Genomic DNA, 25920 nt, shown 5'->3' on the forward strand with positions numbered 1-25920 from the left:
TCAAGATGGGCGCACTCGGCTTCTTCGACGGCAAGCGGGTTGAACGACTGCGAGGACAGATCATCGATGTGGCGACAATCTCGTGGCCGCACGTCGTTTGCATGATGAAGATCGAAGAGGCGTTAGCCACCCCGTTCGCGTCGGTCGCGTGGATCAGCCAACGAAACCCGTTGCCGACCGAGGACTCGGACCCGCCACCCGATGTGATGATCGTGCCGGGTCGGATGCGGGATTACGCCGACCACCCGCGGTCGGCGTTGTTGGTCGTGGAAGTGGCCGACACGACTTTCGAACTGGATGCCACGACGAAGGCCGACATCTACGCGACCGCCGGCATCCTCGATTATTGGGTGATCGACTTGACGGAACGGCAACTGGTCGTGTTTCGTGATCCGACTCCACTCTCGGGCGGAGGGAGCGGCTACCGCACGCGGTTGACCTTCGGCTCGGCCGACCGCGTGTCGCCGCATTGCGATGCCGACCGCCAGTATCGCAGTGGCCGACCTGCTGCCCTAACCGCGAATCTGCCCGTCGCCGGTCACGACGTACTTGTACGTCGTCAACTCTCGCAAGCCGCACGGGCCGCGGGCGTGGAACTTGTCGGTGCTAATGCCAATTTCGGCCCCCAGGCCCAACTCGAACCCGTCGTTGAAGCGAGTGCTCGCGTTCACCATCACCGCGGCGGAATCGACCTCGGCCACGAACCGGCGGCTGACGGCCAAGTCGTTCGTCACGATGGCGTCGGTGTGCTTCGAACCGTAGCGGTTGATGTGGGCGATCGCGGCCGACAGATCAGGCACGATCTTCACGGCGATAATCAAATCGAGGAACTCAGCGGCGTAATCGGCCTCCGTCGCGGGCACGGCGTCCGGCACGAAGCGGCGGGTTTCGTCGCAACCACGAATTTCGACCTTCTTCGCGCGGAGGGCGTCGGCGATCCGCTTCGCGAATCGTTCCGCCAAGCCGGCGTGGATCAGCAGCGTCTCGGCCGCGTTGCACACGCCGGGGCGGTGGGTCTTCGAGTTGATGACGATCCGCTCGGCCATGTCGAGGTCGGCGGCCCGGTCCACGTAGACGTGGCAGTTTCCTTGGTAGTGCTTCAGCACCGGCATCGTCGCTTCCGCGGCCACGCGGCGGATCAGGCTTTCGCCGCCGCGCGGGATGACGAGATCGATCTGTTCGTTCATCTTCAAGAAGTGGCCGACGGCTTCGCGGTCGGTCGTGGAGACGAGTTGCAGCGCGTCGCGCGGCAGGCCGTGATTCGGTAGTTCGTTCGTCAGGATTTCGTGCAACACGGTGTTCGAGTGGAGGCTCTCTTTGCCGCCGCGGAGGATCACGGCGTTGCCACTCTTCACGCACAAGCCGGCCGCGTCCACGGTGACGTTCGGCCGCGATTCGTACAGGAAGAAAATCACGCCGAGCGGCACGCCGACTTTCAGCACTTGGAGGCCGTTCGGCCGCGTGCCGCCCTCGCGGACTTCGCCGACCGGGTCGGGCAGAGCGGCCACTTGTCGAAGGCCCTCGGCCGCGGCGGCAACGCGGGCCGGCGTCAGAGTGAGGCGGTCGATGCTCGCGGCCGTCATGCCGAAGCTGGGGGCGGCCACCACGTCCTTCGCGTTCGCGTCGAAGATGGCTTCGGCCCGCTTCACCAGCAGATCGGCCGACGCCCGCAGCCAGGCGTTCTTGCGATCCGTGGTCGCGGTGGCGAGGGCGGTCGCCGCGGTGCGGGCGGCGGCCGCGGTGGACTGGCAATAGTCGGCGAGTGTGGTCATGGTACTGCGAGTTATAGGTCAGGTGCGCAATTCGTGCATCCGGGTATACAGCGCCACCGCGTCGGCTGTTTCACGGACGTCGTGGACGCGCAAAATGTTCGCGGCCCCGCTCGCCGTGCCGAAACAGGCTAACGCGAGCGAACCGGCCACACGGTTCGCGATCGGGTCGGCACTGCCGCTACGGCCGACCGCCTTGCTGATGAACCCCTTGCGCGAGACGCCCAGCGTCAGCGGCCGGTCGGCGAGTTCGCCAGTGCCGATGCGGTCGAGATTGGCAAGGAGTTGCAGATTTTGTTCGACGGTCTTGCCGAAGCCGATGCCAGGGTCGGGCGAGATCGTTTCCGGGTCGATGCCGAAGTCCGTCAGTTCCCGGAACCGTTCCTTCAAGTAGTCCGACACTTCGCGGACCACGTCACGGTACTGCGGATCGATCTGCATCGTGGCCGGCGTGCCCTGCATGTGCATGACGATCAACCCGGCCCCGGTCGCCTTCGCAACGGTGGGCATGGCGGGGTCGCGGAGGCCGGTCACATCGTTGATAATGACGGCCCCGGCGTCGATCGCTTGCCGGGCGACTTCCGCCTTACTGGTGTCAATGGAAATCGGCGTGTGAGTTTGCTGCGCCACCTCGCGAATAACCGGGATCACGCGATGAAGTTCTTCCTCCACCGTTACCGACTGTGAACCCGGCCGCGTGGACTCGCCGCCGATGTCGAGCAGATCCGCTCCGTCGGCGATAAGTTGCAGGGCGTGCGCGATCGGATCGTACCGGCCGCCGTCGGAGAAACTGTCCGGCGTCGCATTCACGATACCGAGGATGAGAGGGCGGATTCCGATTTCAAAGCGATGTTGCCGGCAACGCCAGACTCGTGGGGTACTCATTCTCGCGGCGAACTCTTTCGAGGGATCGGCGGCGGGGGTGTTTCGCCGGGTCGGAGGGCGATCGGCTTGCCGTTCACCTTGGTCAAGTAGTCCGAAGCATCCACCTGCTTCTTCCGCCGCAGATTCTTTTGAAGTACCTTGCTCGCCGACCTCTTGCCATCGGTGCTCGGAGAGGCCGCAGCGGGTGAAGCCGGCACCGCCTTAGCCACCGTCGGTACGGCCGGCTTCACCGGCGGAGGAGCTGGGTCGTCTTCGATGATCTCGGCGACATCCAGAACCTCTTCTTCCACGACCTCGAACCCCTCCGAAGCGTTTGGGTCGGGAACGACGAACGAGGTCTTGCACTGGGGGCAGGTGACGCGCTTGCCGATGGCGGCGTCCGGGGCCGTCATCTTGGCGGAACAGCCGGAACAGGTGATCGGAACGGGCATGGGGGAACTCCGCGGATTGCCGATATGGTACAGGCGAACAGGCCGCGTGGGGAAAAAAGTCGGACTCTCGGATTTGGACACGCGAACCGATATAACGGTGGTACCGGATTCGTTATCACCACGCCTGCGGAGCTCCGTCACACACCGCAGATTCTCATTCGCAAGGTTTGAGGTCCGAAATGGTCTCTCCCACCAGTTCGGCCGAGGCAGCGTCTTCGGCCAGCCGCAACGGTAAGCACAGCGTTCAGGAAGTCGAATCGATCACCATTCGATTCGCCGGCGACTCCGGCGACGGGATGCAACTCGCCGGTACGCGGTTCACCGACACGTCCGCGATCCTTGGCAACGACATCGCCACGTTCCCGGACTTTCCCGCCGAGATTCGCGCCCCGGCCGGTACGCTCGCCGGCGTCTCCGGCTTCCAGGTCCATTTCTCCAGTAACGACATCCATACGCCCGGCGACATTCTCGACGCGCTCGTCGTGATGAATCCGGCCGCGCTCAAGACGAACCTCCGCGACCTGAAGAAGGGCGGCATCCTGATCGTCAACACCGACGCCTTCGCCCAGAACGACCTGGACAAGGCGAAGTACAAGGTGAACCCGCTCGAAGACGGCTCGCTGGCCGGGTACCACGTCGTCCGCGTGGCGGTGTCGAAGCTGAACAAGGAGGCGGTCAAAGACTGCGGTCTCAGCCCGCGGGAGCAGGACCGCTGCAAGAACTTCTTCGCCCTCGGCCTCGTTTACTGGCTTTACGAGCGGCCGCTGGAGGCCACGTTGAAGTGGTTGAAGGAGAAGTTCGGCAAGAAGACGGAATTGAAGCCCGTCCTCGACGCAAACAACGCCGCCCTCAAGGCCGGGTACAACTACGGCGAGACGGTCGAACTGCTGCCGGTGCAGTACAAGGTGGTGAAGGCCAAGATCACGCCGGGCAAGTACCGCAAGATCACCGGGAACGAGGCCATCGCCATCGGCCTCGTCGCCGCCAGCCACGCGGCGAACAAAACGCTCGTCTACTCCGGCTACCCCATCACGCCGGCGAGCCAGGTTCTTGAAGACCTAAGCCAGCCGGAAATGCGCCGCCACGGCGTGAAGACGCTGCAAGCCGAGGACGAGATCGCCGCCATCGGCGTGGCCCTCGGCGCGAGCTTCGGCGGGGCCATTGGCGTGACCGGCACGAGCGGCCCCGGCATCTGCCTGAAGAGCGAGGCGATCAACCTCGCGGTGATGACCGAACTGCCGCTCGTCATCATTGACGTGCAACGCGGCGGGCCGAGTACCGGCCTCCCGACGAAGACCGAGCAGGCCGATTTGCTGCAAGCGATGTTCGGCCGCAACGGCGAGTCGCCGGTGGCCATCGTCGCGCCGCAGTCGCCGGTCGACTGCTTCGACATCACCTACGAGGCGGTGAAGATCGCCACGCGGTTCATGTGCCCGGTGTTCATTCTCTCCGACGGGTACATCGCCAACGGCTCCGAACCGTGGAAGATTCCCGACATCGCGAAGCTCCCGAAGATCGAGATCGTTCACGCGACCGGGCCGAACAGCGAGGGCATGAACGGCGCGGTCCACGAACACGCCGAAGGCGAGGGCAGCGGGGCCGGGAAGTTCTTGCCGTACAAGCGGGACCAGTACCTGTCGCGGCCGTGGGCCATCCCCGGCACGCCCGGCCTCGAGCACCGCATCGGCGGCATCGAGAAGCAGGACGTGACCGGCAACATCAACTACGAGGCCGCCAACCACGAGCACATGGTTCACACCCGCTGGAAGAAGATCGAGAACATCGCGGAAACGATTCCCGAACTCGAAGTGATCGGCGACGCCGACGCGGAGTTGCTCGTCATCGGCTGGGGCGGCACCTACGGCAGCATCACGACGGCCGTGGACCGCGTCCGCAAGAACGGCAAGAAAGTCGCGCAGGCCCACCTGCGATACCTGAACCCGATGCCGAAGAACACCGAGGCGGTGTTGAAGAAGTACAAGAAAATTCTGGTCCCCGAACTGAACAGCGGCCAACTCTGCTGGCTGCTCCGGGCGAAGTACCTCGTGCCCGCCGAGGGCTTCAACAAAGTGCAGGGCCGACCGTTCCTGGTTTCGGAAATTGAAGCCGCTATCGGCAAACTCGTTTAACGCGCCGAAGCCCACGGACGGTCGTCCGTGGGCTTTCACCCACATACCACTTTCACCCACACACATAATCATGGCTGCCACCGCTCTCCCGACCCTGACCGCGAAGGACCTCACCACCGACCAAGAAGTCCGCTGGTGCCCCGGCTGCGGGGACTACTCGATCCTCGCGCAAATGAAGAAGGCGCTGACCACCGTCGGTGTGCCGCGCGAGAAGATGGTGTTCGTCTCGGGTATCGGCTGCTCTAGCCGCTTCCCGTACTACATGAACACCTACGGCTTCCACACCATCCACGGCCGCGCGCCGACGGTGGCGACGGGCCTGCGGTTGGCCAACCCGGACCTGCAAATCTGGGTTGTCACCGGCGACGGCGACGGCCTGAGCATCGGCGGCAACCACCTAATGCACGTCCTCCGCCGCAACATCGACCTGAAGATTCTGCTGTTCAACAACGAAATCTACGGCCTCACGAAGGGCCAGTACTCGCCGACGAGCCGCACCGGCACGCCGTCGAAGACGAGCAAGACCGGCTCACTGGAAACGCCGATCCGCCCGCTGACGATGGCCATCGCCTCGGAAGCGACGTTCATCGCCCGGACCGTGGACGTGGACGTGAAGCACCTGACCGAGACGCTGCAAAAGGCGGCCGCCCACAAGGGGGCGGCGTTCGTCGAGATCTACCAGAACTGCAAGATCTTCAACGACGAAGTCTGGGCCTACGCCACCGACAAGAGCGTGAAGGCGGACAACCTGCTGTATGTCGAACACGGCAAGCCGATGATCTTCGGCAAGGACAAGAACAAGGGTATCCGCCTCAACGGGCTGACGCCGGAAGTCGTGGAGATCGGCAAGGACTGTCAGATCGACGACCTACTCGTTCACGACGAGAAGACCGACGACCCGACGCTGGCCACGCTGCTCAGCCGCATGGTCGGGCCGAAGTTCCCGGAAGTCCTCGGCACGTACCGCTCGTTCCGCAAGCCGTGCTACGAGGAAATGCTCGACGCCCAGATCGCCGACAACATCGCCAAGAAGGGCAAGGGCCAGGTGGCCGATCTGTTCAAGGCCGAAGACGTGTGGACGGTCGAGTAATTGGCTGCTGACGGTTTGCCGCTTTCAGCCATACAAAGACCGGGAGGGACTGACCCTTCCGGTCTTCTGCTTTCCGGTTGAAAGTGGCGAACTGTGAGCGTGAGCGATCCATGTACTGCCCGACCTGCAACCAGTTGAACGTGCCCGGCGCGGAAGCGTGCGAGAAGTGCGGCGCGGACATGACCGCCCTCGACCGCCCGATGCCGCACGACAAGGTGGAAGCCAGTCTGATGTCGGAACCCGTGGCGTGCCTGGCCCCGAAGCCGGCGGTCGTCGTGCGCGACGATGCCACCATCGGCGAGGCGATGAGGACGATGATCGACCGGGCCGTCGGGGCGCTCCTCGTAGTCAACGCCGGCCAGAAACTCGTCGGCATCCTGACGGAACGGGACTTCCTAACGAAAGTGGCCGGGCAAGCCCGCTTCGAGCAAAAACCGGTCCGGGAGTACATGACCGCGAATCCGGAAACGGTCTCGCCGCTCGACCCCTTGGCGTTCGCACTCCAGCGGATGGACACGGGCGGCTACCGCCACTTGCCGGTGGTCGGCCAACACGATCGGCCGATCGGCGTGATCTCCGTCCGGGATGTCCTCAAGCACATCACGAAACTCTGCAAGGAATGAGAAGCCGGTTCTCGTCTCCGTTTTTTTTAACACTGCCTTTCATTTCCTGTCATGATGGATCGGTCTGAACGTACCAAATAAAGTCGTTCAGATTCTTGTCAGGCAAACTCCTAGAAGTGTCAGGTTTTCCCACACCCCGAGCCAGTCATGACCTACACTTCCAGTCTCTGCCAAGTCCGTCCGCCTCTCTCACAACGTCGTTACGAGGAGTGAGTATGGGTTCCACCTCGCCCGTCATGGGTCGGCGTGCGTTCACGTTGATCGAGTTGTTGGTCGTCATTGCGATTATCAGTGTGCTCATCGGCCTCCTCTTACCGGCCGTGCAGAAGGTTCGCGAGGCGGCAAGCCGTGCGAAGTGTACGAACAACTTGAAACAACTCGCCCTCGCGATGCACGGCTATTACGACGTGCAGAACTACTACCCCAACTATTACCCGGCCGGCCTTCCGACGACTGACGCCCGGCGGTACACCAGCAACTGGACCTACCAGATCCTGCCGTTCATCGAGCAAGACAACCTCTATCAGCAGAGCTTTCAAACGCAGGCCGATTTCGTGGCCGCCTTCCGCGCGCACGAGGTTTCGACCTTCGTCTGCCCGAGTGCGCCGAACGGCGGGATCTCGGCCACGAACAATGTTTCACTGACCCACTACCTCGCGGTGGCCGGCCGTCGGTGGTACGACGCGAACACGGCCGGCATCAACGGCGACACCGGCATCATCGGCACGTGGCCCGCCACGCGGAAACTCCGACTCGCCATGATCACGGACGGCACGAGTTCGTCGCTCTTCTTCGGCGAACGCCCGCCCACCGGCGACGCCGGGAATTGGGGGTGGCTGTTCTATTCGACGCCCGACTACGACACGATCATCTGGGCGTCGGCCCTCACGCCAGTTCTGGACAGCGTGGCATACAAGACCGACGCCGCCGGTAAGGCGTGCCCTTTCCCGGCCTACTTCCAACCCGGCAAGCAGTCGAACCGCTGTGACACCAACCACCTCTGGAGTCTTCACACGGGCGGCGGCAACTTCGCGTTCGCGGACGGCTCGGTGCGGTTCCTCAACTACTCCGCGGGCACGACGACGGTCGTGGCGATGTCCACCCGCGGCATGGGAGAGGTGGTGATCGAATGAAACCGCACCTCCTCATCCTCGTCGCTGCGCTCGGCGTGGTCGGTTGTGGGCCTTCACTGGGCACCCTGTCGGGGAAGGTCTGTTACAACGGTCGGCCGGTCGTGTACGGGACCGTGGTCGTGATCGACTCGGAAGGGCTGCCCCATCCCGGTACGATCGAACCGGACGGCCGATATGAAGTCTCGGGCCTTCCGGCCGGTGTTGCCACCATCTGTGTGACAAGCCCGTCCCCGCCGGGGACCGAGAACAAACTGCCACCCGGCCCCAAGGGGCGCTCGCAAAAGGCCGACGCAATGCGAACAAAACGCGAAGACGAACCGACCCCAGCCGCCCCCGCCGACGTGATCAGTAATTGGCAGTCGATCCCGGACCGATTTTCCGACCCCACGCAGTCAAAATTGCAGTTCACCGTCAGGCGTGGCTCGAACTCCTGGGACATTCCTCTCGATTGACCATGCGCACTTTCACGCCGCCTAGGTTGGGCGGCGGTCGCTCACTTCCTAGAATAACGTCGCCCATTTCTCCAGTTCCCGGAGTAAATCATGCGACTCTCCCTACTCGCACTGTTTCTGTGCGCCGGCACGCTGCCGGCGGCCGATTGGAAACTCGCCCCGACGCCGTTGATGACGAAGTGGGGTAAGCAAATCACCCCGGAGAAAACGCCGTGGGCCGAGTACCCGCGGCCGCAGTTGGTTCGCAAGGACTGGCTGAATCTCAACGGCCTCTGGGACTACGCCATCACGAAGAAGGGCGAAGCGAAGCCATCGGCGTGGGACGGCAAAATTCTCGTTCCCTTCTGCATTGAGTCGGCCCTCTCCGGCGTTGGCAAACACCCGACGCCGGCACAAGAGCTATGGTACCGCCGCGACCTGGACGCGAGTGCGTGGAAGGGCCAGCGCGTTCTCCTGCACTTCGGGGCCGTCGACTGGGAGACGACCGCCTATGTCAACGGCAAGGAAGTCGGCACCCACAAGGGCGGGTTCGACCCGTTCAGCTTCGACATCACCGACGCTCTCAAGGACGGTAAGGGAGAACTCGTTCTGAAGGTGTGGGACCCGACCGACAAGGGCAGTCAGCCGGTCGGCAAGCAGATCGAGAACCCGCACGGCATCTGGTACACGCCGGTCAGCGGCATCTGGCAAACGGTGTGGATGGAGCCGGTTCCGAACCCCGGACCGGGGCCGCTGTACGTCAAGCGCGTTCAGTTCATCCCCGACATCGACAAGGGCGAGGTCGAAGTCCTCGTCGAGATCAACTCCGACGCCTTGCCGGTCACGGCCGAGGTGACCATCACCGGCGCTGGTACGCAATCCGTTCAAGCCGGGAAGGCGGCGCGGGTCAAGGTGCCGAACGCGAAGTTGTGGACGCCGGACGCGCCCCACCTGTACCCAGTTACGATCAGCCTTACGCGGGAACACCGAGCACAGATGATGCGCGAGGCCGGCGAGACGGTGTCAAGTTACTTCGCCATGCGGAAAGTCTCGGCCGGCCCCGACGAGAACGGCACGCTCCGCCTCCTGCTGAACAACAAGCCGCTGTTCCAGGTCGGGCCGCTCGATCAGGGGTGGTGGCCGGACGGGCTGCTCACGCCGCCGTCGGAGGAGGCGATGCGGTACGACCTGGAAATGCTGAAAAAGATGGGCATGAACATGGTCCGCAAGCACATCAAGATTGAACCGGCCCGGTACTACTACGACTGCGACCGCATGGGCTTCGTGGTGTGGCAGGACATGCCGAGCGCCATCAACCGCACGAAGAAGCACTTCATCCCGCCGGGCGCGAAGCAGGACGCCGATGACCAGTTCACCGACACCGAGAAGAAGCAGTTCAACCTTGAACTCAAGGCGATGATCGATCACCTGAAGTTCTTCCCGTGCATCTACTGCTGGGTGCCGTTCAACGAGGGCTGGGGCCAGCACGACACGAACGCGATCCTGAAGTGGACGAAGGAGTACGACCCGACGCGGCTGGTCAACGGCCCGAGCGGGTGGGAGGACCGCGGGTACGGCGACATGAAAGACGCCCACATCTACCCCGGCCCCGGCATGTTCCCGATCATGAAGGACCGCGTCTCCGTCCTCGGCGAGTTCGGGGGTCTCGGCCTACCGGTCAAGGACCACCTCTGGAAAGATCAAGGTAACTGGGGCTACCGCACCTATAAGACCGAGGAAGAACTTCGCACGAACTACCACGGACTGATGACCCGCCTCCACCCGCTCATCGGCAAGGGCCTGTCGGCGGCCGTCTACACGCAGACGACCGACGTGGAAGTCGAGGTCAACGGCTTCATGACCTACGACCGTGAGGTGATGAAGTTCGACGTGGCCGACATGGCGAAGTGGCACAAGACGCTGTTCGGCCCGGCCCCGGAAGTTAAAGAACTGGTGCCGACCTCGGAAACGACCGGCCAGACGTGGAAGTACCGTACCGACGCGCCGCCGGAAGGGTGGGCGAAGGCCGACTTCGATGCCGCCACGTGGTCGGAGGGGAAGGGCGGCTTCGGCTCAAAAGGTACGCCGGGGTCGATCATCGGCACCGAGTGGACCGGAAAGAACATCTGGCTCCGCCGCACGTTCGAGTTGAAGGACTTGCCGGCGGGCGAACTGATGGTGCGGTTCCATTGTGACGAGGACGGCGAGGTGTACGTCAACGGCGTACTGGCGGCCAGTCTGCCGGGGTACACCACCGGGTACACGGAGGTCCCGCTATCGGCGGCCGCGGTGAAGGCCCTGAAGGCCGGGCCGAACACGTTGGCGGTGAAGGCCAAGAACGCCGGCGGCGGGCAGTACATCGACGTTGGTTTGGTTGAACAGATCCCGGCAAAGAAATAACGGGCCGAGCGTGGTAGAATCTCCGACGGGAGGTTCTGCCATGCCGATTCACGACTGGGCGCGGGTGGACGCCGGGGTGTTTCACGGTTTCCACCTACGATGGATCGCTGAAATTTGTAAGGCGATGAACAACGGCCTGCTGCCGAGTGGGTATTACGTCGATGCCGAGCAAGTTGCGGAACGAAAAGAAGTCGATGTCCTGACACTTCAAATGCCGACGCCGGTCGGCTCACCGGCGGAACCGTCCGATGGCGGCGTGGCCGTAGTCGAAGCGGGCATCGGGCACCGTGTGGCTGGCAAAGTCAAGAAGCCGAAGCCGCGACAGCGCCGGCTGGTTCTGCGGCACGTCACGGGCCACCGAGTGGTGGCCTTGTTGGAACTCGTCTCGCCGGGCAACAAGGGTCGTCGCACGAGCGCGATCGAGTTCGCCGGCAAAGCCTACGATGCCATCGAACACGGCATTCACGTTACCATGATCGACTTGTTTCCAGCAACAAGGGCGGCCCCGCACGGTCTTCACAACATTATCTGGCGGCGGTACGACCGGGAGCGAGTGATGCCGCCCCTCGATCGTCCCCTTACGTTGGCCGCCTTCACGGGTTCGACCCCGCCGGAGATGTTCTTCGAGTTTCGCCGCGTCGGGGAAGAACTGCCCGCGTTCCCGGTCATGCTGTCCGCCACCCGTGGCGTCTTCGTGCCGCTTGCCGAGACTTACGCCGCCGCTTTCGCCGGCAGTCCGCCGTACCTCCGTGACCTTCTCACCCAACCGGCCACAACTTAACCCATGTTCGCCACCACCCGTTGGAGCCTGATCGCGGCCGCGTCGGAGACGGCCACGCCCGAGGCGCGGCAGGCGCTCGCGGACCTGTGCGCGGCGTACTGGTTCCCGGTGTACGCCTACGTCCGGCGGCGCGGCCACGCACGGCACGCGGCCGAGGACTTGACGCAGGCGTTCTTCGCGCGACTGCTCGAAAAGAACGACCTCGCGGCCGCCGACCCCGACCGTGGCCGGTTCCGCTCGTTCCTGCTCACGGCCTGTCAGAACTTCCTGGCCAACCAGCACGACCATGATTCGGCCCGGAAGCGAGGCGGTGGCGTATCGAACCTCTCGCTCGATTTCGAATCGGCAGAAGGGAAGTTCAACCGCGAGCCGGCTGCCGCGGACGACTCTGCCGAGCGGCTCTTCGAACGCCGTTGGGCCGTAGAACTGCTCGACCGGGCACTGACGGAACTACGGCGGGAGTACGCCGAGACGGATCGCGAAACCCTTTTCGACGTGCTGAAACCCACCCTTTCCGGCGATGCAACTGCAGGGTATGAGCAACTCGCGGACCGCCTGTCACTGACCGTGGGAGCCGTGAAGGTCGCGGTTCACCGCCTTCGGCAGCGGTACCGCGACCGTGTTCGCGACGTGATCGGTCGCACGGTCGCCGATCCGAACGAGGTCGACGACGAAATTCGTGACCTTTTCGCGGCACTGCGGTAAATTGCCTGTAACCTTTCTCGGGGACTGCTTCAGAACCGGGTGACGCCCGCGACCCTCCGCCGCCCGAGGCCACCCATGACGCATTACTTCGTTTCCGCCAACCTCTGGTTCACCGCCGGGTTGATCCTCATCTTCGGCCTCGGTCCGTCCGCGAAATCGCACAGCTACGAGGGCATCTACGGGTACGGCACGTTCAACACGTTGGCCGCTTACGGCGGCGTTCTGGCCCTCTTTGTGGCGGCCCTCTGGAACTTGGCCCAGTGGCGGCGGACGCGAACGACGCCGCAGAATAGTGCGGTCTTGTTCGTCGGGGCCAACGTCTGGTTCGGGGCCGGGTTGATCCTCCTTCTCAGCCTCGGGCCGTCCCAAAACTCGCACAGCTACGAGTCGATCTTCGGGTATGGCAAAATCAACTCCCTCCCCGCCTACTTCGGCGTGTTCGCTGTATTTGCCGCCGCCTTCTGGAACTTTCGACAGTGGCGGAAGACGCGGACCGATCAGCCCGCCGTGCGACCGAGCGGAGTTTCCGTTCCCTACCCGCCACCGGGAAAGAGGGTGACATGGCCTCCGTTCGCGCTCGCCGGGGCAATCTTGGTGGGCGGCTTGCTGTTGATGTTCGTGCAGACCAGCGTTCAGACGATTCAACCACCCACGATGGTCGCACCCGCCACGAGGGTCGCGGTGCAGTCGATCGGTCAGCCAACGCCCACCCGACACTTCGAGGCTGACGACGGGCAACAGTGGGCAGTCGAGCACCCGCAGCCCACTCCTGTCACGGCCCCACCGGCCGCGGTTCGCACGAGCGCGGGCCTGATGGTTCTCCCTATTTTCTTTGTCTTCCTGGCGGTCTTCTTTGCAGTGATTGCTCTTCAGCGAGCCAAAGTCGATCGTAAGCAGCCCGATCGGGTCATGGGGGAAGACGGTTGGATGCCGTTCCAGAAGCGGCGCGTGGCGGCGGCGGTGCCGATCGTTTGCACGATCATCGGGGTGGTGTTCGGGCAACTCGTGTTGCGCGACATCCGGAACGAACTCTACGATCGGGCGCTGCTGATCCTTCTGCTCTTTGCCGCTGGCGCGGTCGGGCTATCCCTCCGACTGAATCGGTGGGCGTACTCGGAATCGGTGGCCGAGCAAGTAGTGCCGCCCCCGCCTCCACCGTCCGCTGGTACGGCTCCGCCGCCGGTTGCCCGCACCTGCCCGAAGTGCCATGCCGTCCTCGCGGCCGACGCGCCGCAGGGGTTGTGCCCGCGTTGCCTGATGGCCGGGGCGTTCCAGTCGATATTGAACCCGAGTCGCACCGGGGCGTATGGGGGGGCGGTCGAACCGCCGACGCCGGAGGAAGTGCAGGAACACTTCCCGAACCTGGAAATCGTTGGGCTTCTGGGGCAGGGCGGCATGGGGGCGGTGTACCAGGCGCGGCAGCCGAACCTCGACCGCACGGTCGCGCTGAAACTCATTCGGCCACGGGAGGATAACCCGATGTTCGCCGAGCGGTTCGTCCGCGAGGCGAAGGCGATGGCGAAGCTGTCGCACCCCAACATCGTCCACATCCACGAGTCCGGCGAGGCGGGCGGGTCGCTATTCCTCATCATGGAATTCGTGGACGGCGTGACGCTCCGCGAAGCGATTCGCGCGAAGGCGATCCCGCCGGCCGAGGCGCTGAAGATCGTCGGCCAACTGTGCGACGCGCTGGAGTACGCGCACGGGCAGGGGGTGGTTCACCGCGACATCAAGCCGGAGAACATCCTGCTCGACCGGGCCGGTCGGGTGAAGGTCGTGGACTTCGGCCTCGCGAAACTGGCGACCGACAACGCGGTGTCACTGACGCACACCCGGCAGGCGATGGGCACGCCGCACTACATGGCCCCGGAGCAGTGGGAGAAGCCGACGGAGGTCGACCACAGGGCCGATATCTATGCCCTGGGCGTGGTCATCTACGAGTTGCTGACCGGCGAACTGCCACTCGGCCGGTTCGACCCGCCGTCGGTGAAAGCCCACCTGGACGGCCGCATCGACGAGATCGTGCTGCGGTTGCTCGCGAAGGAGCCGGACCGCCGGTATCAGCACGCGAGCGACGTGCGGACGGCGCTGTTTCATTACGCTCAAGCGGTGGTACCCGTCGTGCGGGCGACGAAACAGGGGCGGTCGAAGAAGGGTTTCTACGAGTACCGTTCGGAAACCGAATTCTTCGGCTGGCCGCTCGTCCACATCGTCAGCGGGATCGACCCGCGGACCGGGACGAAGCGGATCGCGAAGGGGTGGATCGCGCTCGGCGATGTCATGGCCATCGGCGTCCTTGCCCTCAGCGGCGTGTTCTCGGTCGGCGTCTTCGCGGTGGCCGGCGTTCTCGGGGTGGGACTGCTCGCCCTGGCGGGCGCGCTGGCCGCGGGCGGGGTGTCGGTCGGCGGGACGGCCCTCGGTTTCTTCTCGCTCGGCGGGGTCGCCCTCGGCTGGCTGGCGGTCGGCGGCGTGGCCGTCGGCAAGTTCGCGATTGGCGGCGCCGCGGTCGGCGACCACGTTCACAAGCGGGGCGGCGATTCGAAGTTCTGGGAAGAACTTCGCGACGATTTGACCGACCTGTTCAACGGGTGAGTTTCGTTGGCGAACGCACGTTCTGATCGGTACAATCAGATCGAACTACCGGAGAGCCTGCCGTGACGTTTACCCCCTGGTTCGCCGCCCTCGTCGTGTCGGCGTTACAACCGAACGGCTTGCCCCAACACGCGGTCGCGCGGCTCGGGGCCAGCCCGACGCGGTTGGGCCAGGTGCAGATCGCCGTCTCCGCCGACAGCAAGCGGATCGTCACCGTCACGCCCGACGGACAGTGTCGCATCTTCGACGCCGCCACGGGGCAACTGCTCGCCGGGCGGCGGCTGATCGAAAAGGCCGACCGCAACATGTACGGCGGCAACACCGGGTCCGTCGCCGGCCTCTCGGCCGACGGCAGCGTGGCCCTGTTGTTCGACGGCGAGGATTACTCCGCCCGGTCGATGCGGTTGATCGAAACCGATACGGGCAAGACCCGCCTGAAGTACCCCAGCCAGCAGGGGGGTAATACCTGGCTGGCCTCGGCGACCCTGTCCAGCGACGCGAAAAAAATCCTCGTCAACGAGTACGGCGTCGGCAACCCCCGCAACGTTATCGTGGACGTGGCGACCGGCACCAGCAAGTCCTTCGTAGAGCAGCCGAACGGCGGCGTCTTCATCGCCAGCGGCTTGATGCAGTTCAGCCCCGACGGCACGAAAATCCTCTTGCTCGACACGAACAACATCGGCGCGGGTACGCCGGTCAGCGGCACCTGTTACAACGCCGAGGACGGCAAGAAGCTCTGGACCGAGACCGTCGGCATGTACCCGGTCTTCACCGCCGATTCGAAGAGCGTGCTCGGGATCGGCGTGCCGAAGATGACCGGCCTCCGCGACGCCACGACCGGCAAAGAGGTGAAGGCGAACCTGCCGAAAGCCGCCGATGCCGTCGGGCTGCAGGTGCCGGGGCCGAACGACTTGGTGCTGTTCCCGATGCTCGCCGGGGAGTCGGTCGTCTGGAGCCTCAAGACCGGCAAGCAGGTGGCCCAACTGCCGACCGGCCGCCGCGGCAGCCACAGCGCGGTGGCGTTCGCGAAGGACGGCAGCTTCGTCATCACCGCCTACAACGGCCACCTCTGTCGGTGGGATTTGCCGAAGGGCGAGAAGGTCTTCGGCGACCCGTCCCCGCCCGGCCCGACCACCGGCGTCTCCCGGCTCGTCTTCTCGCCCGACGGCCAGAAGGTGTTCTGCCTCGGCGAAGGGGACGTGCCCGGCGTGTGGAACCTCACGGACAAGTCCTGGGCCGGTACGCCGCAGTTGGACAAGCCGAAGCCGCGCACCGACGCCGAGCATATCAACATATTCTTCGGCGGCACGATGGTCACGCAGAGCGTGGCCTACCCCGCGTCGGGGCCGCGGTTCCTGACCGGCGGCTTCAACGCCGGGATGGACGTCCGCGACGGTCTGACCGGCAAGACGCTCGTGACGCTGAAGGAAGGCAAGGACAAGGGCGGGCAACCGTCCGCCGATTACCACTACGGCCAACTTTCGGCCGACGGCGCGACCGCGACGATCTTCAAGATGAACTACACCGGCAACCAGTCGAAGATGACCTTCGAAACCTGGGACGTGGGCAGCAAGGGCAAGGTCAACTTCACCGAGTTCACCATCCCGAACTACGCCTCGATGCCGGTCATCTCGCCGTGCGGCCGGTTCGCGATGCTCGGCGGGAAGGTCGTCGTCATCGCCTCGGGCAACTCGATGTTCAGCATCGTGAAGGGCCAGCAACCGCAGTACTACTATTACGGCGGCAGCTCGACGTTCGCCAACGACGGCCGGCTGATGGCGACCAGCCAGAACGAAGCGATGATGCGCGGCGAGTCAAGCAGCCCCGGCACAATCCACGTCTGGGACGTGGTGACCGGCAAGGAACTGCGGAAGCTCGTCACGGGCTCGAACTCGAACGTGATCGCCTTCAGTCCGGACGACCGCCTCATCGCGTTCGCCGGGGCGAAGGGCGTACGGGTCTTTGACCTGTTCAACGGCGTGCAGGTGGCGTCCTTCCCCGTCACCGACATGCACATTCCGAACTACTACGAGGGGCTAGCCGCCGGGTCGCCGCTGGCGTTCACCCCGGACGGCCGCACCTTGGCGACGGGCCACCTCGACGGCACGGTCACGCTCTGGGCGGTGCCGAAGTTGGCGGACGTCCCGGACCTGAAGGACGATCAGTTCGACAAGTTCTGGGACGGGCTCGCCGAGGAGCCGAAGACCGACCCGCGGGCGGACGTGTACCGGCTGATGAGCCACCCCGACGCGGCGATGAAGTTGCTGAACGCGAAGTTCGTCGCCCCGCCGCACAAGCCGATCGACGTGGACTTGGCCGCCGTCATCCGCAGCCTCGGCGCGCCGGCCTTCCCGGACCGGCTGACCGCGACGCGGAAGCTGCGGGAACTCGGCCCGCGGATCGCCCCCGCGCTGCACGAGGCCATTCGCACGACCGAGTCGGTCGAAGTCCGCGCGCGGGCGGAAGAACTGCTGGAGCAGATGAAGGCCGGGCCGCGGACGTATACGGCCGGCCCGGACCTGCGGGCGTCGCGGGCGATCGAGGTGCTGGAACGAATCGGCTCGCCGGACGCCAAGAAGCTGTTGCAGGGCTGGGCGAACCACACCACGAACGTGCGGGTGGCCAACGACGCGGCCCTCGCGCTCGTTCGCATTGCCGCCGCCGGGAAGTGAGACGCGAGTGCTGACGGCCGTTCTGCTGGTCGCCCTATTTCCGCTCGCCCCCGACCGCCCACTGGCGGCGTTCGGTCGGCACCCACTCCACGTCGGCCCCGCCGCCGTCGCCGTCAGCCCCGACGGCCAACGGATCTTCACCCTCTCGCCGGGCGGTATCGTTCGAACCTTGGACGCCGCCGATGGGCGGGAGCTTTCCCGCGAATCGCCCGCCAATCCCGTAGCCGACCGCGTCCCACTCATCTCGGCCGATGGCACCCTCGCCGTCCTCTTGTCCCCAATGTCGTCGGGCCTCGAAATCGGTCGCGGGCTGGTGAACCGGCAGTGGGCCGCAATCGAAGAACGGCGTTCCACCCCCGAAGCTGTTGGCCTGTCCGGCGACGGTCAGGTTCTTGCGGCTGCCTTCCGCCACGATTCCGGCGTTACCCGCCTGCGGGTCGTGAAGGGATCGGGGTCGCTGCCGCGCCCCGTCGCCCCGATCGGCGGACACGCGCATGACCTCGCGCTGAGTCAGGCCGGCGACTGGCTGATCGCCCTGGCCCACGAGAGCGAGGGCGAGAAGAACCTGTTGAGTTCCCGCCCCTGTCAGTTGTTCGACGTGAGCACCGGCCTCACAATCTGGTCGCGCGACGAATCCTTCCGCCACGTTCTCATCACGGCCGACGACCGGTACGCCGTCCTGACCGGCGGGTCCGCGAAGGTGCCGAACCGCGTGGTCGATCTACCGGACGGCGAACCGGCCCGCGACCGTACGCCGCCGAAGTTCGCCATCGTCGGCCCGCCGGTCGTCTCGGCGGACGGGCGAATGCTATACGCGGCTACCAGCGACTCGGTGGTGGCGTGGGATCTCGTCGCTGGTCGGGAGAAGTTCCGCCTGCCGGTGAAGGGCATCGAATCCCCGGTGCGGCGGATGGCCCTCTCGGCCGACGGCCGATTCCTGGTCACAAACTTCGACGGTCTGCGGAAGTGGGACGCCGCCACCGGGAAGCCACTTTTCGGCCCGCCCGCCACGGCCCACGCCGGCGCGGTGCGGGCCGTGCGATTTCACCCCGGCGGGCGGGAATTCGCGTCGCTGGCGTCCGACGGCAGCTTCGTCCGCTGGGACGTGGCGTCGGCGCGAGTGCTGGAGCGAATCGAGGGTCTGAAAGGCGACGACCTCCGCTTCGGCCCGCGGGGCTGGCAGGTGGTGGACTTCTCCGACGGCGTGCCGCGGCTGACAAGTACGCGAACCCGCACGCTCTCGCTGCCTCCAGTATGGCAGAAACAACTGAAGGCCGCCGAGTATCGGCACACCGCAAGCTTTCTCTCCGCCGATGGCGAGACGGCCACGACGATCGTGTCTAGCATGCTGAAGGCCGAAGTCGTGCAGTTCACTTGGAAGGCCGTGACCGGCGAGCCGTTGACCCGAGAGGAATTGCCAGCGGGGGGCATCGGTCGTTGGGTCGCGGATGTGTCGCCCGATTCTCGCTGGCGCATCACGGGGCGAGGTATTTCTCACAGCCCGAACGGCGGGCCATCGGAGTCCTCGGCCGACGTCGTGCAAGTTCATAGGTCGCTGGGCAACGCCCTCGCCTCGCCGATCTTCATGACCGATCGGCAGGTCGCCGCGAGCATCATGACCCTTGCTGGCCTTGGCACGTTCGCAAACGGGGTCGTAGGCTCAGTACCCGACACATATCGCTGTTTTGTGGTGGAATTGGCGTCGGTCCGGCCGATGTTTGACGCGGAAGTGGTCGGCGGCCGGTGGCACGTTATCAGCCCGGACGACCGCTTTCTAGGCGTCGTCCGCACCCGCGAACTGAGTTTGGCGAGCCTCATTTCATCGTCCGACCCGCCGTCCATACTACCAATCGGGTACGTCAGACACCCGGCCGCACTCGCCTTTGCCCCGGACGCCAGCCTCGTCGCAGTGGGCCGTGAGGACGGGGCTATCGAACTTTGGGCCGTGCCAAGACCAGATGTCCCCCCTCTGGTCGACGTGAAGTCGGTGTGGGACGCACTCGCACAGGCTGAGCCGCGGGTGGCCCGGCTGCTGATCGAACAACTCGTGCGGTCGCCGACGGCGGTGGGACTGCTGGCTGACAAACTGCCGGTCACCCCACCGCCGAAAGTGGACGACATCCCGGCCGTCATTGCGAAGCTCGATTCGCCGGTGTTCGCGGAACGCGACGCCGCCACGCGGACGCTCCGGGCACTCGGCCGACTGGCGAAGGTGGATCTGGAAGCGACGGTGAAGAAGACCGAATCGGTCGAACTCCGCCAGCGGGCCGAGGACTTGTTGAAGGCCGTCGCCGCGTCGGAGCGGTTCGTGCCGACGCCGGAATTGGTGCGGTACATTCGGGCGGTCGAAGTGCTGGAGCGTATCGGTTCGCCGGACGCCGTGAAGATGTTGGAGGCGCTCACCGTGCAAACCCGCGACAGCCGTCTGAGCGAGGAAGCGGCCGCCGCCCTCGCCCGGCTGAAACTGCGGGACGTACAGCCGTGAAGAATTCGGCAGTCGGTCGCGGGATTGTGTGGTGAAATAGAATGACCCGAGCGCCGTCACTGAGATGACCCCGCGGAACCGCCGATCATGACACCGACCCTTCTCGCTACCCTCGACCGGTTTATCAACCGTGTCCGCCGCCGCCTCTTCGGCGACCGCCTGCTGCACGCGGTCGGCGTCGGCCTCTCGGCCGGGCTGGCGGTCGGGCTGGTCTGGCTTCTCGCGGAACCGTGGTTGCTCGCCGCACCGCCGGACGGGTTGCGCTGGTGGGTGCTCTCCAGCGCGGCCGGCCTGGGGTTGATCGCCGGGGCAGGCTGGGCGTTCGTGGGTCGGCCGACACGGGAGGCGGCGGCTCTCGAACTCGATCGCCGCTTTGACCTCCGCGAGCGGGTGACAACTGCCCTGGGTCTTCAGCCCGACGAGCGCGAAACCTCCGCCGGGCAGGCGCTTTTGACCGACGCCTCGGCGAAGGTCGAGGGCATCCGCGTCGGCGAGAAGTTCCCGATCCGCCCGCGGTGGTCGCTCGGCGGCGTGCCGGTGCTGGCTGCACTGATCGCGGCGGCCGTTTTCTTCTACCACCCCGACACGTCCTCCGCCTCCAACGACGAGAATCCCGCCGCCGCGGCCGCGGCCAAGAAGCTCGCGACGAAGGTGCCCGGCGACGCGGCCAAACTGCCGACGCAGCCGTTCACGAAACAAGTCGTCTCGGACCAACTCGACCGGAAGAAGTCGGCGGAGTTGCAAAAGCTCGAAGCCGAGTTGAACGCCACGATGGAAAAGTGGCGGCAGAACGAGCCGAAGGACGAACAACAGGCCCGCGAGAAGGTAACAGAACTGACCGCCCTTGAAGAGAAACTGAAGAAGTTCAAGGAGCAGGAGTACCAGAAACTCAAACAGGCCGAGCGGCAACTTCAGCAACTCGACCGCCTAACCCGCGAGAAGGAGTTCGAGGACGGGCCGGCCAAGGAGTTCAACGAGGCGCTCTCGAAGGGCAACTTGAAGAAAGCGCAAGAGGACGTGGAGGAACTCCGCAAGAAGGCGAAGGAGCAAAAGCTCGACGCGAAAGACCTCGAACGGCTCGACGGACAGTTGAAGGAGATGGCCAAACAACTCCGCGACGACAAACAGAACAAGGAGAAGGCCGACAAACTTCAGAAGAAGATCGACCAGGCCAAGAAGGAGGGCAAAGATGCCGAGGGCCTGGAACGCGAACTCGACCAACTGAAGGCCGAGATGAAGCAATCGGCCGAGCAGACGGAGAAACTCGCGGAGAAGATGGAGAAACTCCGCCAACTCGCCGAGAAGGGCGACCTCGAAGAATTGACCGAAGAACTTCAACAGATGGGCAGCCAACTCAAGGGGCTGGAGCAGGAGGTTCAAGACCTGGAAGACGCGGACGACTTCCTGCAACGGCTCCGCGAGGAACTCGGCAAGGCGTGCAAGAAGTGCCAGGGCGAAGGGAAGAACGACGGCACGCCCAAGCCGAAGGACGACGCGGAGTGGACTCCGAACGGCAATCCCGGCCTGGGCAAACGCGGCGAGGACAAGGACGCGAAGACGAACAACAAGGATGAGCGAGTCCGCGGCCTGTTCGACAAGAACGGCCAGAAGCGGTACGCCGGGGCGGTGAAGGGGCCGTCGTTCACGAAGAAGTCGACCGTGGAACTCGACCAGCAAATCCAGCAAGCCGCCCAGGAAGCCCCGCAGGCGATGGACAGCCAGCAAGTGCCGAAGGAAGCCCAGGCCGGCGTGAAGGAATACTTCGAGAAGATCGGCGGCACGAAAAAGTAGGCGGATTCTCCGCCGAGGGTGATGGAGACACCCTCGGCGAGAAATTGGTTTCAAATCGAACACTGGCATGTCTCGACCACCCCGGCCATACTAAGGGGCAGTTCCCTGCGAGGGTCTCCCCATGCGTCGCGGCTTTCTCGTCACTCTCCTTGCGCTCGCCCTCGCCCGCCCGGCCGTCGCTTACGTGGAAGCCCCGCTTACGCTCGGGGCGGTCATTTCGCAATCGACGATCGTTTGCACGATGGTCGTCACGAAGGTGGACAAGCAGAAGAACCTCATCATCTACAAGAAGGTCCAGGACGTTAAGGGCAAGCACCCGCAGGACGAGATCAAGCACAACATCGGCTTCGGCGGCTTGCGGCCCGGCGAGTGGCAGGAGATCATGAACTGGGCCGAGGTCGGCAAGACGGCCGTGTTCTTCCACAACGGCGGCGCGAGCGAGACGTACTTCGGCGCGAGCTACTATCAAGCCTACCCGCAGGGCGAGTGGTGGGGCATGTCGCACGGCGAACCGTTCCTGCTCCGCAGCTACTCCGGCAAGGTCGACAAACTCGGCGGCGTCGTGAAGGAGATCCTCGACGGCAAGGAGGTGATCGTGCCGGGCATGGTGGACGGCGACAAGGAAGCCCTCCACAAGAAGACCGCGAAGGTCCAACGGCTGCGGGCGAGCCTGAAGTTGCAAGACTACAACCCGAAGCGGGACTTCGTCGGCTGGGGCGGCGACGACATCCGCCGCATCGCGGGCATGCCGGGCTTCGACAAGTTGGGCTCCCTCGGCGGCACCGGGCCGGACGCCCTCGCGGCGAGCGCGATCGACTTCGACGGGGACGGCAAACTCGACATCGTCCTCCTCGGGGCGAACCGGGTGATGCTCCTCCAGAACAACGGCGACGGTTTCTCGGAAGTGGCGTTACCGGGCTTCGCCGGCGGGGCACGGTCGGTCGTGTGGGCCGACTACAACGCGGACGGTCTGCCGGACGCGCTCCTCGCCACGCCGACGGGGCCGCGGTTGTTCACCAACACCGGGAAGGGGCAGTTCCGCGACGACTCGAAGTTACTGCCGCAAGAGCCGTGCTACAACCTGACGGCAGCCGCGTGGCTGGACGCCGATGGCGACGGCCACCCGGACGTTTTGCTCGCCAACGGCTTCCACGGCCTGCGGCTGTACCGCAACCTCCGGGGCGAAGATAAGGCCGCGAAACTGCCGACGCCGAAGCTCGGCGAGTGGCACGCGGTCGGCCCGTTCCGGCACAAGGACGGCCCGCAGAAGAACTACGAAACCGCCTTCGGCCCGGAGAAGGACGCCTTCGACTCGGACAAGGTTTACAAGGGCAAGCGCGACGCCGACGTGAAGTGGACGAAGGCCGACTACGCCGACGGGGCGGCGGTGGGCCTCGCGCCGTTCGCGGCAAACTGTGCCGTCTACCTGCATCGCGAGATCGACATGCCGGCCGCCGCTGACATCCCGGTGTCACTCGGCGCGCGCGACTCGCTGACGGTCTACCTAAACGGCGAGCGCGTTTACACTGACAAGGCCGCACGGCCGCTCGTCATCGATCAGGTCGCCGTGACGTTGAAGCTGAAGGCGGGAAAGAACCACTTGGTTCTGAAACTGGTCCACGGAGAAGGGGAGGGCGGGTTCACGTTCAAGATCGGCGGGGCCGGCAACAAGCCGCTCTTCGAGGACGTGTCGGCGAAGTGGGGCCTCGGCAGCGACGGCCCGACCGCGAGCCTCAAGGGGGATACGCTCACGGTAGCCGACTTCGCCGGAGACAGTCGGCCGGACTTCGTCTACGCCGGCGTGCTGTTCGTTCACGCGGGCGGCCGGTACGAGATGAAGGCTGATTCGGGCTTGAACTTCAAGGCCGGGCGGGTCGGGCCGGCGGCCGAAGGCTTCGACGGCGACGGCCGAACCGACCTGTTCGTGCCGCAGACTGACGGGGCGTGCAAGTTGTACCAGAACCAGGGGCAGGGCCGATTCGTCGACGTGACGGCGGCTGCCGGCGACCTCGCGAAGCCGGTGCCGGGGGCCGTCGGCGCGTCATGGGGCGACTTCGACAACGACGGCCTGCCCGACCTGATCGTCACGCGGCTCCGCGGCCCGAACCGCTACTTCAAGAACCTCGGCAAAGGTCAGTTCCGCGACGACTCGACGGCGATCGGGCTGGACCAGAAAATCTTCAACTCGCAAGCCGCCTGCCTCGCGGACCTGAACGGCGACGGCCGCCTCGACCTCGTCCTGGCGAACGAGGGACAAGACTCGACCGTCCTCTTCGGCAGTGCCGCCACGGAGGCGAAGAAGACGCCCGTCACGCTGGCGGGCGTACCGGTCGGCGGCCGCGTGACCGTGACCGGGGCCGACGGGCAGCGCATCGCGACTGTTTGCGTGACCGGGGCCGACGGCCGCGGCGGGCAGTCCGGGCTGGCCCCCCGTGTCGCCCTGGCGCCGGGGGCGTATAAACTCGAAGTCCGCGGCAACGGCCGGACCGTCGAGAAGGCCGTGACCGTCGCCGCCGCCCCGCTGACCGTGACGATCAACTAACCCGCCGCGACCCTTCCCATGATTCGCACCATCCTGCTCGGCATGCTCCTCACCACCGCCGTGCGCGCCGACGATCCGTGGGCCACCTACCGCGGCAACCCGCAGCGGACCGGCAACACCGACGGCATGGCCATCCCGGATTCGCCGAAGGTGCTGTGGGCGATCAAGTCGAACGACCATTTCATCGCGGCCCCGGTTCCCGTCGGCGAAAACCTCTACCTCTCGCGGCTCGGGGCGTTCAACCAACCGCACCTCGGCCTCTTCCCCCGCACGGCAGCCGGCGAGCCGAAGGCCGTCTGGTCGAAGGCGGTGCCGTACCTTCGCCTCGCGTCGGTGTCGTCACCGGCGGTCAGCGGGAACCTGATCGTCTTCGGCGACGGCATGCACCAGGACGCGGGCGGCGTCCTCCACGGCCTCGCGGTCAATACCGGCCGGCCACTGTGGCAACTGACGATGCCCGGCGATCTGACCCACCTCGAAGGCGCGCCGACCATCGCTGGCGGCAAGGTCTTCATGGGCGGCGGTGCGGCGGGTGCGTTCTGTGTCGATCCGACTTCGCTCACGCTCGACGGCAAGCCCGTCGCGGCCGCGGTCGTGCCACAGTTGCAAGAGGCGAAGTGGAAGGAACTGCAAGCCCAGTACGAGGCGGAGAAGAAGAAAGACCCGGCCTTGGCCGTGCCGCCGAGCGAGGACCAACTGCTGAAGCCGATGCCGAAGGTGGTGTGGCAGAAGGGGGCAGTGAAATGGCACGTGGACGCCCCCGTGTGCGTGGCCGGCGACAAGGTGCTGGTCGCGACGAGCCTGCTCGAAAAGGAGAAGGTCGGCGAGCGGGCGCTGTACTGCCTGAACGCGGCGAGCGGCGAACAACTTTGGACGGCCCCGCTCAAACTTAACCCGTGGGGCGGCGCGTCGGTGGTCGGCGACACGGTCGTCATCTCGGGCAGTACCATCGGCTACTACTACGCGCAGTTGAAGGGCGCGAAGGGGGACGTGTCCGCGTTCGACCTGAAGACCGGCGCGCCGAAGTGGCGGAAGGAAGTGCCCGGCGGCGTCGTCGGCTGCGTGGCCCTGACCGACGAGTTGGCCGTCTGCACCGCGAGCGACGGCAAGGTGCGGGCGTTCGCGCTGGCCGACGGCGAACGCCGGTGGCTGTACGACGCGAAGACGCCGATCTTCGCCCCGCCGGCCGTGGCGGGTGGCGGGGTCTACGTCGGCGACCTGTCTGGAGCGATCCACGCGATCGACCTGAAGACCGGCAACGGCAAGTGGACGCTCGATCTGGGCAAAGACCCGGCCACGCAATCGCCCGGCATGGTGTACGGCGGCCCGACGATCGCCGACGGTAAACTCTTCATCGCGACGTGCAACCTGGAAGGCCCGCTCGCCCGCAAGCCGACCTTCGTGGCGTGCGTGGGGAAGTAATCGCGCGAACCTCGGTCCGGCCGTGGCCCTCACTTCTCG

The 25920-nt window shown here is 65.2% G+C and carries 17 protein-coding genes and 1 pseudogene; 15 read left to right on the top strand and 3 right to left on the bottom strand.

The genetic code is table 11. From position 1 onward, the window contains the following. Nucleotides 1–5: 5 nt before the first annotated feature. Nucleotides 6–335 (top strand): annotated as a pseudogene (locus PX52LOC_RS43970) (Uma2 family endonuclease); the annotation flags it as partial. 177 nt (nt 336–512) lie between these two features. On the opposite strand, the gene PX52LOC_RS20975 reads toward PX52LOC_RS43970, so the two are convergent. Genes PX52LOC_RS20975 through PX52LOC_RS20985 form a run of 3 tightly spaced genes read right to left on the bottom strand, consistent with a single transcriptional unit; the run spans nt 513 to nt 3085 of the window. After that, nucleotides 513–1772: a glutamate-5-semialdehyde dehydrogenase gene (locus PX52LOC_RS20975; protein ID WP_149111928.1), complete on the bottom strand. Its 1260-nt coding sequence runs from the start codon at nt 1770–1772 to the stop codon at nt 513–515. 18 nt (nt 1773–1790) lie between these two features. Further along, complete coding sequence (folP, locus tag PX52LOC_RS20980; RefSeq protein ID WP_149111929.1) at nt 1791–2654, bottom strand: dihydropteroate synthase; 864 nt, start codon at nt 2652–2654, stop codon at nt 1791–1793. Then, nucleotides 2651–3085, bottom strand: a complete 435-nt coding sequence (locus tag PX52LOC_RS20985) for a hypothetical protein (protein ID WP_149111930.1) — start codon at nt 3083–3085, stop codon at nt 2651–2653. Before PX52LOC_RS20985 ends, folP begins: the two co-directional genes overlap by 4 nt. Before the next feature lie 179 nt (nt 3086–3264). Here PX52LOC_RS20985 and PX52LOC_RS20990 point away from each other — a divergent pair, with 179 nt between their 5' ends. The 14 genes from PX52LOC_RS20990 to PX52LOC_RS21055 all read left to right on the top strand — a co-directional run bounded on the left by PX52LOC_RS20990 (nt 3265) and on the right by PX52LOC_RS21055 (nt 25881). Then, nucleotides 3265–5214 carry a 2-oxoacid:acceptor oxidoreductase subunit alpha gene (locus PX52LOC_RS20990; RefSeq protein WP_149111931.1) on the top strand — a complete coding sequence of 650 codons (1950 nt, stop codon included), beginning with the start codon at nt 3265–3267 and terminating at the stop codon, nt 5212–5214. A 70-nt stretch (nt 5215–5284) separates the two neighbouring features. Beyond that, nucleotides 5285–6304: a 2-oxoacid:ferredoxin oxidoreductase subunit beta gene (locus PX52LOC_RS20995; protein ID WP_149111932.1), complete on the top strand. Its 1020-nt coding sequence runs from the start codon at nt 5285–5287 to the stop codon at nt 6302–6304. A gap of 110 nt (nt 6305–6414) precedes the next feature. Next, nucleotides 6415–6927, top strand: a complete 513-nt coding sequence (locus tag PX52LOC_RS21000; protein WP_149111933.1) for a CBS domain-containing protein — start codon at nt 6415–6417, stop codon at nt 6925–6927. Between the two features lie 215 nt (nt 6928–7142). Then, the gene (locus PX52LOC_RS21005) at nt 7143–8060 is read left to right on the top strand and encodes a DUF1559 family PulG-like putative transporter (protein WP_149115574.1); all 918 of its coding nucleotides are present in this window, start codon (nt 7143–7145) and stop codon (nt 8058–8060) included. Further along, nucleotides 8057–8512, top strand: coding sequence for a carboxypeptidase-like regulatory domain-containing protein (locus PX52LOC_RS21010; RefSeq protein WP_149111934.1), 456 nt, complete (start codon nt 8057–8059; stop codon nt 8510–8512). The genes PX52LOC_RS21005 and PX52LOC_RS21010 overlap by 4 nt, the downstream gene beginning before the upstream one ends. A 90-nt stretch (nt 8513–8602) precedes the next feature. Then, entirely contained in the window at nt 8603–10891 is a 2289-nt protein-coding gene (locus PX52LOC_RS21015) for a glycoside hydrolase family 2 protein (RefSeq protein WP_149111935.1), read from the top strand. Nucleotides 10892–10931: 40 nt separating this feature from the next. After that, nucleotides 10932–11672, top strand: coding sequence for a DUF4058 family protein (locus PX52LOC_RS21020; RefSeq protein WP_149111936.1), 741 nt, complete (start codon nt 10932–10934; stop codon nt 11670–11672). Between the two features lie 3 nt (nt 11673–11675). Further along, nucleotides 11676–12377, top strand: coding sequence for an RNA polymerase sigma factor (locus PX52LOC_RS21025; protein ID WP_149111937.1), 702 nt, complete (start codon nt 11676–11678; stop codon nt 12375–12377). 75 nt (nt 12378–12452) lie between these two features. Next, a complete protein-coding gene (locus PX52LOC_RS42000; RefSeq protein WP_218575125.1) occupies nt 12453–14969 on the top strand; it encodes a serine/threonine-protein kinase in 2517 nt (838 codons plus the stop codon). A gap of 62 nt (nt 14970–15031) precedes the next feature. Beyond that, nucleotides 15032–17641 (top strand): hypothetical protein, encoded by a 2610-nt coding sequence (locus PX52LOC_RS21035; RefSeq protein ID WP_149111938.1) that lies wholly within the window; start codon nt 15032–15034, stop codon nt 17639–17641. A gap of 7 nt (nt 17642–17648) precedes the next feature. Next, nucleotides 17649–20126, top strand: a complete 2478-nt coding sequence (locus PX52LOC_RS21040) for a WD40 repeat domain-containing protein (protein ID WP_149111939.1) — start codon at nt 17649–17651, stop codon at nt 20124–20126. A gap of 87 nt (nt 20127–20213) precedes the next feature. After that, nucleotides 20214–21917 carry a hypothetical protein gene (locus tag PX52LOC_RS21045; protein WP_149111940.1) on the top strand — a complete coding sequence of 568 codons (1704 nt, stop codon included), beginning with the start codon at nt 20214–20216 and terminating at the stop codon, nt 21915–21917. A gap of 121 nt (nt 21918–22038) precedes the next feature. Further along, complete coding sequence (locus PX52LOC_RS21050) at nt 22039–24459, top strand: FG-GAP repeat domain-containing protein (RefSeq protein WP_149111941.1); 2421 nt, start codon at nt 22039–22041, stop codon at nt 24457–24459. A gap of 18 nt (nt 24460–24477) precedes the next feature. Continuing rightward, a complete protein-coding gene (locus PX52LOC_RS21055; RefSeq protein WP_149111942.1) occupies nt 24478–25881 on the top strand; it encodes a PQQ-binding-like beta-propeller repeat protein in 1404 nt (467 codons plus the stop codon). Nucleotides 25882–25920 lie beyond the last annotated feature (39 nt).

It is taken from the genome of Limnoglobus roseus (assembly GCF_008254045.1).
In the GTDB taxonomy this organism is placed as follows: Bacteria; Planctomycetota; Planctomycetia; order Gemmatales; family Gemmataceae; genus Limnoglobus; species Limnoglobus roseus.